This is a genomic window from Ktedonobacteraceae bacterium (assembly GCA_035653615.1).
GTDB lineage: Bacteria > Chloroflexota > Ktedonobacteria > Ktedonobacterales > Ktedonobacteraceae > DASRBN01.
This window is the reverse complement of the sequence record DASRBN010000001.1, coordinates 162211-176022: the sequence shown is the minus strand read 5'-3', so window position 1 is coordinate 176022 and position 13812 is coordinate 162211. Positions and strand designations below refer to the sequence as shown.

Genomic DNA, 13812 nt, shown 5'->3' with positions numbered 1-13812 from the left:
GTAGGTTCGCACATGGAAAATTCGACCGGGTAGCGCCCGGTCGAATTTTCCATGTGCGAACCTACTTATTTCTTCGATATTGTTCTGGTTCTTTGCCTTCGTCGAAGCCCTCGTTGACAATACCGCGCTTCACAAGATACTGTAGAAATTCCAGCTGCTGCTCTGGTGTGGGAGGTATGGGCCGGGCAGGTTCTTTTGCTGCCGGGGGCGACTCATGTAGGGGCGTATCTTTGTGATCGCCCGCTTGCTTCTTTTCTGGCTGCTCATTGGACGGCGATGGAGGCGGGGCCGGAAGAAGAGGTCTTTCGGGATGCGTACTCGCATCGGGAAAATATGTTTGCGGTTGGACGACACGTTCGGGCCACTCTTCAACGGTCGAGAGGCGAGGCGTGATACCAGCCTGGGGTGCAAATCCATCAATCGCTGATCTCGAAGCGGATCCTTGCGATAAGCCCTTGTTGAGAGGACTGATGGCGGGAGTGTATGTGATTTGAGGAGATTTTTTCCAGGGCCACCAGGCGAATAGTCCGCGTAGCCAGTTTTTAATTGCTTGCGTGATCATCTCGTTTTTGTTCACCCTCGGTACTAGCTAGCAATCACGCGCTACAATAGTGAACGCCTATGAGGAACAATGACTCTATAAACATAGTAGCATAATCGCATGGTGCTCGCAAGGGGTAACTCTGGAACTTGCATTTTCATGTATCTCGTGCCATAATCAAAAGGGTTCCATCGCGGAACCCCCCGGCTTGTTTTCTTGCCAACTAGCTATTCGTATGGTCAGTAGGGGCGCGAGCTTGCTCCACCCGGCACGGGTTTACTCTGCCCGGCGTAGGTTTGCCTGTCATGCCCTCGTCAGGGAGTAATCTCAGGCGGGTACAATCTATTGCGTCTCTACCTTGAAACAGAAAAGAAAGGCAGGTGTCGGTCATGCAGGAAGATGTTCTTGGAACCCGACGTGCCGCCGTCTCGGAAACATACGTCAATTGCGCGAGATGTGGGAAGGCCACTCGCTTACGCTATGCTCGTATCATCCAGAGTGATGTGCTTTCGGATAGCCATTCCGAATTTGAATATCTCTGCCCGGAATGCCAGAAAGCCCTTGCCGAGGGTGAAAAAGACCTTCCATTACCGTAATCAATTGTAGAGTGCCCATGTGAGCGCCCATAGTACACCATGGTATGGTAATGAAAGTTCGGGCGCTCACATGGGCCGCCCATACAGCACTGGGAAAGGCAAGAGATACAAAGAGGCTATCTGGTTGCTTGCCCGATTGAGGGATTGAAATCGCTAAAACTTTGTATCCTTTGCCTTTTTCTATTACGTCGAGTACTTAAACAATTGGGGCCGGGGATCGTTCCACAGGAGGTCGATAATGGGATTGAACGCACCAGTCCCGCCGCCTCACAAGGCCGATCAATCGGCGGTGTGTACGGTAAACCGGCCCCTACATTATTCAGGTTTGAGGTAACAAACCATGCGTATGCGCTATCGGTATGTGGCCTATCGTTACGCGGATGGGTCACAGCAGCAACTGGAGCGTCATTATCGTCAACTCTTGCAAGATGCTTTGCGGCAGAGTCAGCAGTCGATTCTCCAGCGTTCGGTGACGTGGAGGCCGCTGGCCGATATTCACGAATCGGCAGAAATGATGACGGTGAAAATTGAACTGGCGGGAATGAAAGAAGAAGATATCGAGGTTACTCTTTATAAGGATGCCCTTGTGGTCAGTGGCGAACGGCTAGACGACCACGAACATGATGCTAATTTGTACTATCACGAGGCGCAGATTCGCTATGGCCCATTCCGGGTGGAGGTATTTATTCCCGCGCCTATCGACGCCGATGCTGCCACTGCACGCTATGAAAATGGTTTTCTCTGGGTCGATTTGCCAAAATTAAGAATTTAGGTGGTCAGGCGCTCTGTGATGCGGGAATAATGAATCAGAATATGCGCAGGTAGATACATTTTTTGAAAAGGTCATTTGTATGGAAAAAAATCACTTGAATCAAGACGCTGTAGAAACATCTGGCGAAGAACATCTGCAACAAGGGGTAGAAGGACAATTTGACGATAGCCACGATCAGCAGGGTTCTGCGCCTGAAGCAGGGGAAGCGCAGGAAACAGAGGAGACACCGGAAGCACGCGGGAAGAGCGATACGACACCCACCAGTCAGCGCGATGAAAAGGAGGGTTCGGCTTCCTCTAGCGGGGAACGAGAAACGGCCTCACGCAAGCAGAGCGATGAAGATGATGACGAGCCTTTAACAATTCCTGATGTCTTGCCGGTTCTGCCCTTGAAGGATACCGTCATTTATCCTTTCGCCGTGCAGCCGCTTGGGGTGGGCCAGGAACGCTCGATTCGCCTGATCGATGATGTGATGCGCGGGAACCGCCTCGTAGTGCTGGTCGCGCAAAAGTCCGCCGACATCGAGCAGGCGGGGCCGAACGACATCTTCAAGATCGGCACCGTTTCGCGTATAGCGCGTATGATTCGCATGCCGGACGGGACGATCCAGATCATAGTGCAGGGCCTGGAGCGCGTCGATATCGGTGAGTTCACACAAGAGAAGCCCTACCTGGCCGCGCATGTGACGCTGAAGCCGGATTTGCAGGAAACGGATGACGAAACCGAGGCGATTAAACGCAACGTTGTGGGCTACTTCCAGCGCCTGGTGGCCCTGGTGCAGAACGTGCCCGAAGGGGTGGCAGCGGCGACGCTTAATCTAGAGGAGCCGCGCCAGGTGGTCTACGTCATTGCCACTTTCGTGCAGATGGACCTGGAGCTGCGCCAGAAATTGCTGGAACTTGACTCGGTACGCGCCAAGCTGGAGAATTTGAGCAGTTTTCTGCGCCACGAGCTGGAAATCTTCGAGCTGGGCAAGAAAATTCAGTCCAGCGCCCAGGAAGAGATGGGTAAAGTGCAGCGCGAATACCTGCTGCGCGAGCAGCTGAAGGCGATCCAGCGCGAACTGGGCGAGGAGAGCGAAGAGCAGGCCACTATCAACGAGCTGCGGCGCAAAATCGACGAGGCGAAGATGCCAGAGGAGGCCTTGAAAGAGGCCAATCGCGAGCTATCGCGGCTCGAAAAACTACCGACCGTCTCACCCGAATATAGCATCATTCGCACCTACCTGGAATTGCTGACGAGCCTGCCGTGGAGCAAAAGCACCGGTGAAACGATCGATGTTGCGCGCGCCCGGCAGGTGCTCGACCAGGATCACTATGACCTGGAAAAGATCAAGGATCGCATCCTGGAATACCTGGCCGTTCGGCGCCTCAAGGAAGAGCGCATGGCCGAGCAGCTTGAACGCAGCAAGGAAGTGGCTACCGTTCAGGATGGTGTTGAGACGGAGGAGATACGACCGACGCAGCCGCTGGTATCGCAGGAGGGTCTGCGGCAGATCAACCGCGAGCCTATTCTGTGTTTCGTCGGACCGCCGGGAGTAGGAAAAACTTCGCTGGGGCAGTCGATTGCGCGGGCGCTGGGGCGTAAGTTCGCGCGCATGTCGCTGGGCGGCATCCGTGACGAGGCCGAGATTCGCGGGCACCGCCGCACCTATATCGGAGCGATGCCGGGACGGATTATCCAGACGCTGCGGCGCGTGGATACGAACGACCCGGTGATTATGCTGGATGAGGTAGACAAGGTGGGGGCGGACTGGCGCGGCGATCCATCCTCGGCGCTGCTGGAGGTGCTGGACCCCGAACAGAACTACAACTTCCGCGATAACTACCTGGACCTGCCGTTCGACCTGTCGCACGTGATGTTCATCGCCACTGCCAACGCGTTGGAGCCTATTCCACCGGCCCTGCGCGACCGCATGGAGATACTCGAACTCTCCGGCTATACTGAGGAACAGAAGCTGCACATCGCCCGCAACTACCTCTTGCCCAAGCAGCTTGAGGCCAACGGGCTGAAAAAGGACGAACTGACGGTGGATGACGCGGCGCTCAGGCGCATCGCCCGTGACTATACACGCGAGGCGGGCGTGCGCAACCTGGAACGCGAGATCGGCTCGCTGTGCCGCAAGGTCGCCAAACAGGTCGCGGAGGGTAAGCAAACGCCCATCCACGTCACGGCAGAAGATGTGCCAGAATACCTGGGAAGGCAGCGCTTTTTCGAGGAGGTCGCGGAGCGCATCGACCGTCCGGGTATCGCCACAGGACTGACCTGGACGCCGGTCGGGGGCGAGATCATTTTCATTGAGGCAGCCGCGATGCCCGGCAAGGAGAGCCAGTTGATCCTGACGGGCCAACTGGGCGATGTGATGAAGGAGTCGGCAATAGCGGCGCTAAGCTATGTGCGCTCGCACGCGGAGTCGCTGGGCCTGCCCGCCAATGTGTTCGAGAACCAGAACGTGCATATTCACGTACCGGCAGGGGCGATTCCCAAGGACGGTCCATCTGCGGGCGTGACAATGGTGACGGTGCTGGTGTCACTGGCAAGCGGCCATAATGTGCGCTCAGATGTGGCAATGACGGGCGAGATTACGCTGCGCGGCAAGGTGATGCCGATTGGCGGCGTCAAAGAGAAGGTGCTGGCAGCCTATCGTTCTGGCATTCGCACCGTGATTCTGCCCAAGAAGAACGAGATAGACCTGATGGAAGACCTGCCAAAGGAACTGCGCGACCAGATGCATTTCGTCTTCGTGACGGATATCCGGCAGGTACTCGAAACGGCCATCGAGGGCTTCGACAAGCTCACGACGCATGGTAAGGAGGCCGGAAATGGACACGACCGGCACCGCGAGCAGGAGCGACCAAAACGCCGCAAGGTGGAGAAGGCGGCGGCAAAAGCTCAGTAAGTACAGCCAGCAAGATAAGATAAAGGACCAGCACAATGTCGTGCTGGTCCTTTATCTTATCTTGCTCCTTATGGGCGCACCTCGTAATGGCTGACATATGGCAGCCGCAAGAGAAAAGCCTTGAGATGCCTGGGATCGCCGGGGCGAAGCGTTATCAAGTCGATATAGCACATAGTCTCTTCAGGGAACAAATCAATCTCCTCGTCCTCATCTTCTGGGTCGAGATTGAGCTGCTCTTCGCGGACGACGATTTCTTGCTGCATGAGCGCCTTCAAGGTTGCCTCGGCCTCTGGATCACCTGCGCCTTGCACGGTCTCATCGGTGCCTATTCTTGCAGCCAGGCGGCCCGTTCGCATGTCATAGATGTTGAAACTTGTGGCTTCGTCGCCCATTGCTCTGGCCTTTCACGAGAACTACCTGATGGCTAAAGATGACTCAGTATGCCTATTTTTAGCATCATACGAGGATATGCCCTTTTATCGCATTGCGATACATGTTTGATATCGTACCACATGATGATTTAAGAACGCAAAGACGTTGTGAAGCCAGACAATGCTGGGTCTACCTGGATTGCCGACATGCAGGAAGTGCTTGTCCAGGACAAGGGAGACGCTCTTCGTCTCCCCAGATCCCGGTGAGAGGGCAGGGAGTGCAGGTGAATCTCACGGCGCAAATTCCACTTCGGCTGCAATGGTGACGGCATTGTTGAGAGGTAAGGTCGCCATGCCGACAGCCACACGAGCATGCTGTCCCACCTCTGGTCCATACAGCTCAAGAATCAGGTCCGAGAAACCATTAATGGCATTGGTGGTCTGGGCGTAGCCGGGTTCCGCGTTGACCATGCCGTACACCATCAACCAGGCGGTCACACGATCGAGGTCTCCGAGTTCCCGCTTGAGACTGGCAAGCATGGAGAGGGCGGTGGATCGGGCTGCGGCCTGGGCCGCCTCCAGAGAAACCTCGGTCGGCACTTTGCCAAAGGGGCCAGGGAATGAACCGTCAGGAGCTTGAGCCGAATGTCCTGACACATAGATCCGATTGCCGCGCTTGCGGATCCAGGAGAACGAAAGCTTGATCCCCGGCGGGGCCTTGGGGGCTGCGGGAAGGACGAGTCCCAGGGCCTCGAGCCTGGCTTCAATTTGCATAGACACCTTTCCTTTCCTTGCATCGCATTCATCAGGCAAGCTGCATGCCAGTCAATCCGCACACTGCCTGCCTCAGCATTTCTCCATTGTAGCCGTTGTCACCGTCATTGTCGACATGAAGATGGTAAGAATTATACTCCTTGCCCCATAGCCTGAGTTTATTGCATTTAGCAGTAGCTTTCGGTAAGTGTCTGACCGCTAGAAGTTGCGCCAACTGCCCAGAGCATGTTACTGGACGGAACTGCTGTCACGCTATTCAGGAATCCATTAACGGCTGGGCTGTGAGCGATGCTCCATTTACTTCCGTTCCAATGCTCGACTAGTGCCGGCCCCTGGAAGGTGTTGGGGTCTAATGCACCACCCACAGCCCAGGCGTTGTTTGTAGTCAGGGCAATGACGCTCGAAAATCCGCTATAATCTTTACCCACATCAGGACTATTAATTTTACTCCAACTCGTTCCATTCCACTGCCCGACCAGTGTTTTCTCGCGGGAACTTAGATAAGCTCCCACCGCCAGAAGATCGTTGCTATTAGGAACGGCAGATACGCCATTAAAATTGCTATTCATAATGTTCAGGCTGGGGACAACGCTCCAGGCAGTTCCATCCCAATGTTCGGCCAGCGTTTGATTGTTTCCATTATTCCCTGCATAGTAACCCACGGCCCAGCATCGCTGTTAGAAATGGCAGCTACGTTTAAGAGAGAGTTGGACATACCGGGGTCAGGACTGGGAACAATACTCCATTTTCCGCATTTCGATTGAGGAGATTGCGCTCCGGCTACAGATGGTAGAAATAGAAAAGCAAATGTGAATGTACCAACGCACAGAACATTAACCAGGATTTTGACGAAGCGGTTCATAAGTCCTCCCTGTGTTGCTCAAGTGCCAACCTTTGAGTTTCGCGCGACCTTTGTATAGTCGTTGGAATTACAATTTCCTTACACGATTCAGCCTCTTCGGTGGCTAGCCAGCGAGTTCTAGAACCTCTACCCGATCAATTCCTCCAAATAGCTGTCTAATGCACCTACCTTATAAACGAGCTAAGAATCAAATTTTATCCCATCACTTTGTGATCCATTAGAACAGATCACACATATGTCAATTTTTATTGATGCACAGCTAATGAATCAGGTTACGGTTTGTTTATCAAACGTTTTTGCCGCCGGACATCCACGCTACCACCGCAGCCGTTCCTTCAAACTCACAAACCTATGATTTCCGATCACCAGGTGATCCACCAGTTCGATATCCAGCACCTTGCCCGCCTGCACCAGTTGCTCTGTGACCGCGATATCCTCAGGGGAGGGAGTGGGATCGCCGCTGGGGTGGTTGTGACAGATGATGACGCCGGGGCAGTTGCGCATGATGGCCGGGCGAAAGATTTCGGCGGCGCGCAGGACGGAACTGTTGACGGTCCCCTGGTAGCGACCGATGTTTTCGACGACCTGATTTTTGGTGTCGAGGGTGAGGATGCGCATCTGCTCGTGATCGAGGTAGCACATTTCCATCATCACGAGATTCGCGGCATCGGCTGGCGATTTGATCTGGTATTTTTCGTCGGGTTGCATCAGGCCGAGCCTGCGCCCGATCTCCAATGCGGCCTTGAGCTGGGCGCTTTTGGCCTCGCCCAGGCCATACTCTGAACACAATTCGCGAAAGTCGACGCGCATCAGGCCACTCAGTCCACCGTATTTGGCAAGCAGTTTTCCTGAGAGTTCCAGGACGTTGTCGCGCGTGGTGCCGGTGCGCAGGATGATGGCAAGAAGTTCGGCGTTCGAGAGGGCCTGGGCGCCATAGTTTTGCAGTCGCTCGCGCGGGCGTTCGTCGGTGGGCATATCGTGGACGGTGGCATGGTATTCCAGTCTGACCGGTAAAGGGACGATTTTGCCGGCGGTCTTTTCAAGTGTGGGCATAGTCTACGCGTTGCTCCTTTACTCGTGTTGTTGAGATGAACTTTACAGCTATTGCAGGAAAAACGCAAGCAGTAGGAAAAAAGACTTTCCAAAACTTTTCCTACCAATGGGCCGTTGAAATTTTTAGAGACTGACACACCAGAATTGCTGGCAGCACCGAGAAGAAGGACGAAGTGCGTATGGAGCTAGAGGAGGTATCTCATTTTATTCGGCCATTTGATACCATTTATACATCAGTCATGGACGTGGATACAGGGAGCTGGGCGTGGAGTAAACCACTGGTTAGCATATCTACTAGAAGATAAAAAACAGAAAAATTCTATCCCTACCCTTGATGGTGTGCGAGCTATCGCCTGCTTGATAGTAATGGCGTTCCATATTAGCCGGATCGGTGTCAGTACAGGGCTTTGGGACCCGTTCAATCGCTCGCATGCTCTTTTTGGCGCAATTGTCTATGCCGGAGCGACAGGCGTGACACTGTTCTTCGTATTATCGGGCTTCCTGCTCTTCATGCCCTACGCTAAATCCTTGCTAGTCGAGCATACGACCTGGTCGTCGGCGCGGCGTTTCTACCTGCGCCGGGCATTTCGCATCATTCCGGCATACTATGCGTGCCTGTTTTTACTGGTGCTGTTCGCGCACAGGGAATACTTGCAGCCGGCTCACTGGAAAGAATTAGGGCTGTTCCTGGTCTTCTTCATGGAGTCGAGCAGCATCACGTACCAGAAGATCAACGGGCCGTTCTGGACGCTGGGCGTGGAATGGCAGTTTTATATGCTGCTGCCACTGTTTACGCTGGCGATGGGCTTCATCGTGCTGCGGCTATTTAAGGGCGGCTCGATGAAACGGCGTTTGTGGCTGGTGATAGGCTGCCTGGGCCTATTGATTGCCTGGGGGCTGTCTTCGCGCTACTGGGGATACTACTTTTCACAGCATCCTACAGAGACCTTTCTGATGCCGCGCTCAATGCTGAACGTGATCCTGTTCTTTACCTATGGCAGCTATGGAAAGTTTCTTGAAGACTTCGGTGTGGGTATGCTGCTGAGCCTGCTTTTTATCTTCGCTCGGCAGGTGTCTAGCGAGGGAAGATTTCACAGGATAGCGCGGCGCCTGGCTCCCTGGCTGTGGGGTAGTGCCATACTGGCGCTGGTCTTCTGTGCCATGTGGCGTTTCAATCAGGGGAATCCGGTATGGTCTTTCGGCATAGTGAACGAGCAATATAACTGGTTAGGCGAACTGGGATTTTCGCTGGGTTTCGGCCTGTGCATCTTCGCGATCCTGTTTGGCTCCAGGACGCTAAAAAGACCTTTTGAATGGCGGCCATTGCGTTGGATCGGGCTGATCTCCTTCAGCCTGTACATGTGGCACCTGCCACTGCTGATCTTTTTCGCAAGTAATGCGGAAAATCACTTGCAAGGATGGAATCCGCTGGCAGCATTTAGCCTGTACTGGTTGTTTGCGTGCTTCGTGATTATTCCTTTCTCTGCCATCTCCTACCTGCTGATCGAGAAGCCGGGCGTGGCGCTTGGTGAGAAGCTGTGGAGTCGTATTGAAAAGAGACGAGAGCCACAGAGGGCCGATGAATCGGCGGTGTGTACGGTAAAGACGAGAGCCACAGAGGGCCGATAAATCGGCGGTGGGCGCGGTAAACCGGCCCCTACGGGAGCGCGGTCGGAGGTTTTTTTGCAGCGCTCCTGGAGCGTGTCATTCTGAGCGCAGCGAAGAATCTCTGGCGCACGCGGATTCTTCACTGCGCTCAGAATGACACGGCCCTGGACGAATTCCGTGTGCCTTCGTAACGAAGGCTTCTGCTTCGATTCTTCGCTGCGCTCAGAATGACACGGCCCTGGAGCGCTGCATAAACCTGCCCGTATAAACCACAAGGGCCGCCCTTACAAATTCAAGTTTGCTGTGCCTGACAAGACGAGGCTGTCCTGGGCTGCGCAGGGCAACTGGCTGTTGGGGCCAATGGCAGCTGAGGCAACATAATAGGTGCTCCCGAAGGCGCTGCCCAGTTCCGAGTTAAGTGTCTGCTCGGTCTGCGCGTTGTAACTGTTCATGGGGAAAGGGATGAAGCCGAAGAGGTTGAGGGTAGTGTTGACGACATGGACGACCATTTTGCCGGCTTCAGCGGAGGGCATCATAGTGGTGGTAGCAGTACCGATATTCAGGCCGCTCCAGATGATGTCGGAGGTAATCAGTATGTTCGGATTCTGGACGCTGATCTGAAAATTCTGGGCGGTGAGGCCGTTGCCAACGGGCATGCTGCCAATAGCGCTGCCCATGGACGCAAGCGAGGAGGCAGGAATTTCGATATAGGAATTGACGTTGCTGGAAGCGAGCGTTCTGGTTGTAAGCTGGGATGCCAGAAGATTCTGGCCGCCCGTTGCGTTGGCACTTTGTTGTGGTGGGGAAGAGGATTGGGACTGCCCTACTGAAACGGGAAATTTCAGGTTCAGGGCAAGAGATGAGGCGCCACAACCGGGTGTGGAATTAATTTTATTGAGCGAGCCCAGCGGCATAGTGAAGGTGCTGAGCGGGCCGGACATCAATGCGGGACTACCATTCATGGGACTGGCACTGACCTGGGCTGTCGTCGAGTTCAGAACGGTGAAGGTAATGAGCATGCTGGAGGTGGTGGGCAGGGGGTCGCCGGGATAGAGACTCAATTTCAGCGTCATAGCCAGGCCACCTTTCTGGGGTACGAGGCTGACGAGGGTTGCGGATGGTTGGATCAGCGTGGTAGCCATGAGATAAGCCCAGTCTTGATCCTGTTTGGGCAGCGTGCTGATCATGCTGGTGATGGCGCTGTTGACGGAAGTAGGAACCTGAGAATCCATATGGCTCTGGAATAAGGATTTCAGGCTGGCGGTAGTAAGATAAAAGGTGGCATTAATCGACGTGGCGGCCGACTGGTGCGCGATAAGCGGCGTTTGTTTGACGACTTTGTTGGATGCTGCCGCCGGAGTGATGATCGAGACTCCCAGTACGAGGACTGCCAGCAGCAGTATCCAGCCGAATTTGAAGTAGTATATGCGTTTCATGGTGCGGTCTCCTTATTGGGCTTGCGGGGCCGATTGATCGGCCCCTACGCGGCGAAGCCCGTAGCATCATCAGTGCGGCAATAATTTATTGATATCGACAGGTCCTTTGAAACAGAGCGCGACCGGCGTTGGCTGCGCGGCAATACCCTGGATGGGCGGCGCCTGGATAAGCAGGACGAGCAGCTCAGCGCCACCACCACAGACGATGGTTTTGCTGGTATGGATGGAGATGAGCTTGACGTTCCGCAACTGGGCGCGCAGCGATGGCATGAGCGAGTTGATCAGCAATTGATTCAGGGCCTTTTGCATGTTGGCGGCGGCAGCGGGTCCGGCATCGATGCCGTCGCGTTTCAAATGCAGCACCTGTAGTTGGATGTTTTGATGCGAATCGATACCGATGATAGTATCCATTTCAATGGGCATAACGCGATGAATGCCGCTGGAGTCGATATGCAGGTTCAGGCTGAGAATCAGGCCATCGCCAGGTTCAGGCGTGAGCTTCATATCGGTCAGCGTATTCTGATTCAGGCCAAGCTGCGAGACAAAGAGCGAGGTGAGCGCCGTGTCATCCAATGCCAATTGGAACATGCGCGGCCCGGATTCTGGCGTGGCTGTTGGAGCTGATGTCGAGCCTGTTGAGCCGCTGGGCGAGCTATTCGAGGCTGTTGAAGGGCCGGGAGATTGCCATTCGAGGGCGGCAAATACGCCTGCTGCTACTAAAAGCAGGACAAGAGCGAGACAGGCAAGGGCGAGAATCAGGCGTCGTTTCTTTCTGGGTTTGGGATTCCCATTCCCATCATCACCGCCATCGTCGACGACCGGTGGAATGGTTGGCGGTTCGGCCAGGCTGCTCTGGTCGAGCATATCGGCATCGGCGACTGCGAGGAATGTTCCGGCAACGGGAGCCGCGGTCGCGATGGTTTCGTCGCTAAACAGAGCAGGATCGGATGGCGCGGGCGCCTCGCTTAGAGGTGGTAGGGTTGGCATTTCCGCCAGATCTTCCTGAGATTGCTGGGCGACCGCTTTACTGCCCCACAGGAATATAGCGGGGATGATGGCAATCAGGCACAGGATCATGGTGGTGAAGAACACGGCGCTGTAGACGGTGTGGGCGGCATTGATCAAATGATCGGCATAGCCCTTCGACCACTGCGCAAACTGGTCGGCGGTGGCCGTGACGGGCAGGGATGGATATTGAGAGGCCAGTTGTTTGAAGTAGGCCAGCGCCCAGGAAGTCAGGGCGGCCAGGCCCAGCGTCATGCCGAGCATGCGCAGCGAGGTAACGATGGATGAACCCATACCGGCTTGATTGGCTTTGACGGCGTTGATGGCGGTTGTGCCGATGGGGGCGATGACGAGGCCAAAGCCGAAGCCGGTGGTCACAGTGCTGATGGTGATCTGGTTCCAATCAACATTGAGTGGCCAGCGACTCATGAGATAGAAACCGGTCGCGGCAAAGAGCAGGCCCAGTACGCCAGTGACGCGGCATGAGAGGCGACTGCACAACCAGCCGCCCAGGAAAGCTCCGATGGGAATCATGATGGTCATGCGCATCAAGGCAAGGCCGCTAACCAGGGGCAGTTGATCGGCGGGTATTTGCCGGGCGAGGACGGTGTTGACGAAGATCGGAATATCGGCCATGGCGATGATCAGCGCCGCGCCGATGAACAGGCTAACCAGCGAGGTGGCCGAGAACGGCAGCCGTTTGAAAAGCGAGAGATCGACGACGGGCCAGCGTACCTGCTTGACGATGCCAGCGCGAATGAATGGGAAGCGCTTCGAGAGCGAGAGACGCGGGATCGACCAGCGTGGAATGCATTCGACAACAATGAACGCGATCAAGAAAACGACGGCCAGGGCCAATGAGACAGGATTATTTTGTGGCGCGGAACCATTGACTGTGGTTGGACCCAGTTCGGTTCCCTGCTGCGCCAACCCCAGGCTCAGGCAGGTGAGGGCCAGGCCTAGCAGGATGGCTCCCAACCAGTCGATGTTCTCACGCAGGCGTTTGCCTTTGGGAATAAAGAACCAGGCGGCAAGCATGAGTACAAAAACAATCGGCGCGTTGAAGAAGAAGATGTACGTCCAGCCGAAGCGTTCTACAATGATGGCGCCATATAATGGGCCAACCACGCCGCCAGCTTCGGTGACGGCGCCGACGATGCCCAATGCCAGGGCGCGCCGCTCCTGCCCATAGAAATCGCTGACGATGGCCATGGCAACGGGTACAACTGCTCCACCGCCGATGGCCTGAAAGAAACGGGCGGCGACGAGCCAGATCAGGCCGGATGACGAGGTATCGATGCCAAGCGCGCTCAGGAAACTGAGGTCTACGTTTTGTCCGAGCCACGGAGCCAGGCCGCAGAAAATGGAGCCAATGCCGAAAATGCTCATGCAGAGCAGAAAGATGCGGCGACGACCAAAAATATCGGAGACACGCCCCATCAAGGGCATGGCGATGATGAATCCCAGCAGGTACGCGCTGACGATCCAGGCGGCGTGGTCGATCTGTGCGATGGAAATGTTGATGCCAGGGTCTTCGATGATTTGCGGTAATGCTGTGACGACCACCGTCTGGTCGAGGGCGGTGAAAAAGACGCCAATGCAGGCAACGGTGAGAGCGGCTACCGCTACGCGTTTTCCAGCAGGACTCGCGGCTGTGACATTCTTGCCGGGAGTCGTGAGCTTCTTGAAAGAACTCGTAATCTGCTGCGAAAATGACAGCGGCCTGGTAGGGACAGCGCCTGAGGCCTGTCCTGGATCTCCCGGTGAGGACAGGGACAAGCCGCTGTCCTCACCGGGTAGCGCATCCGAAGAGGCCGGGGCGCCGGTCGCGTTTATGAAGTTGCGCTTGCGCAGGTTTTCGGATGTTTCTTGATCGTCTTCCAATGTGTACATGA

11 protein-coding genes are annotated in these 13812 nt (G+C 55.2%); 4 read left to right on the top strand and 7 right to left on the bottom strand.

Annotation, left to right across the window (positions count from 1 at the left end):
• Nucleotides 1-61 precede the first annotated feature (61 nt).
• Complete coding sequence (locus VFA09_00820) at nt 62-562, bottom strand: hypothetical protein (GenBank protein ID HZU65793.1); 501 nt, start codon at nt 560-562, stop codon at nt 62-64.
• A 368-nt stretch (nt 563-930) separates the two neighbouring features.
• Here VFA09_00820 and VFA09_00815 point away from each other — a divergent pair, with 368 nt between their 5' ends.
• The 3 genes from VFA09_00815 (at nt 931) to lon (ending at nt 4808) form a co-directional block, all read left to right on the top strand.
• Complete coding sequence (locus tag VFA09_00815) at nt 931-1137, top strand: hypothetical protein (GenBank protein ID HZU65792.1); 207 nt, start codon at nt 931-933, stop codon at nt 1135-1137.
• A gap of 340 nt (nt 1138-1477) precedes the next feature.
• Complete coding sequence (locus VFA09_00810) at nt 1478-1909, top strand: Hsp20/alpha crystallin family protein (protein ID HZU65791.1); 432 nt, start codon at nt 1478-1480, stop codon at nt 1907-1909.
• A gap of 94 nt (nt 1910-2003) precedes the next feature.
• Nucleotides 2004-4808, top strand: a complete 2805-nt coding sequence (gene lon / locus VFA09_00805; protein HZU65790.1) for an endopeptidase La — start codon at nt 2004-2006, stop codon at nt 4806-4808.
• A gap of 68 nt (nt 4809-4876) precedes the next feature.
• Here lon and VFA09_00800 read toward each other — a convergent pair whose 3' ends face one another.
• The 4 genes from VFA09_00800 to radC all read right to left on the bottom strand — a co-directional run bounded on the left by VFA09_00800 (nt 4877) and on the right by radC (nt 7868).
• The gene (locus VFA09_00800; GenBank protein ID HZU65789.1) at nt 4877-5200 is read right to left on the bottom strand and encodes a hypothetical protein; all 324 of its coding nucleotides are present in this window, start codon (nt 5198-5200) and stop codon (nt 4877-4879) included.
• Between the two features lie 270 nt (nt 5201-5470).
• A complete protein-coding gene (locus tag VFA09_00795; protein HZU65788.1) occupies nt 5471-5953 on the bottom strand; it encodes a RidA family protein in 483 nt (160 codons plus the stop codon).
• Between the two features lie 167 nt (nt 5954-6120).
• The gene (locus VFA09_00790) at nt 6121-6615 is read right to left on the bottom strand and encodes a hypothetical protein (GenBank protein HZU65787.1); all 495 of its coding nucleotides are present in this window, start codon (nt 6613-6615) and stop codon (nt 6121-6123) included.
• A 515-nt stretch (nt 6616-7130) separates the two neighbouring features.
• Nucleotides 7131-7868, bottom strand: coding sequence for a DNA repair protein RadC (radC, locus tag VFA09_00785; protein HZU65786.1), 738 nt, complete (start codon nt 7866-7868; stop codon nt 7131-7133).
• 339 nt (nt 7869-8207) lie between these two features.
• On the opposite strand from radC, the gene VFA09_00780 reads away from it, so the two are divergent.
• A complete protein-coding gene (locus VFA09_00780; GenBank protein ID HZU65785.1) occupies nt 8208-9497 on the top strand; it encodes an acyltransferase in 1290 nt (429 codons plus the stop codon).
• Nucleotides 9498-9760: 263 nt separating this feature from the next.
• Here VFA09_00780 and VFA09_00775 read toward each other — a convergent pair whose 3' ends face one another.
• Nucleotides 9761-10912 (bottom strand): hypothetical protein, encoded by a 1152-nt coding sequence (locus VFA09_00775; protein ID HZU65784.1) that lies wholly within the window; start codon nt 10910-10912, stop codon nt 9761-9763.
• A gap of 69 nt (nt 10913-10981) precedes the next feature.
• Complete coding sequence (locus VFA09_00770) at nt 10982-13810, bottom strand: MFS transporter (protein HZU65783.1); 2829 nt, start codon at nt 13808-13810, stop codon at nt 10982-10984.
• Between the last annotated feature and the right edge of the window lie 2 nt (nt 13811-13812).

Excerpts from the sequence above, each read along its gene's own strand:
- VFA09_00820 (HZU65793.1), bottom strand. The coding sequence starts at position 562 with ATGATCACGCAAGCAATTAAAAACTGGCTACGCGGACTATTCGCCTGG.
- VFA09_00800 (HZU65789.1), bottom strand. The coding sequence starts at position 5,200 with ATGGGCGACGAAGCCACAAGTTTCAACATCTATGACATGCGAACGGGC.
- VFA09_00810 (HZU65791.1), top strand. The coding sequence starts at position 1,478 with ATGCGTATGCGCTATCGGTATGTGGCCTATCGTTACGCGGATGGGTCA.
- VFA09_00775 (HZU65784.1), bottom strand. The coding sequence starts at position 10,912 with ATGAAACGCATATACTACTTCAAATTCGGCTGGATACTGCTGCTGGCA.
- radC (HZU65786.1), bottom strand. The coding sequence starts at position 7,868 with ATGCCCACACTTGAAAAGACCGCCGGCAAAATCGTCCCTTTACCGGTC.
- VFA09_00770 (HZU65783.1), bottom strand. The coding sequence starts at position 13,810 with ATGTACACATTGGAAGACGATCAAGAAACATCCGAAAACCTGCGCAAG.
- VFA09_00795 (HZU65788.1), bottom strand. The coding sequence starts at position 5,953 with ATGCAAATTGAAGCCAGGCTCGAGGCCCTGGGACTCGTCCTTCCCGCA.
- VFA09_00815 (HZU65792.1), top strand. The coding sequence starts at position 931 with ATGCAGGAAGATGTTCTTGGAACCCGACGTGCCGCCGTCTCGGAAACA.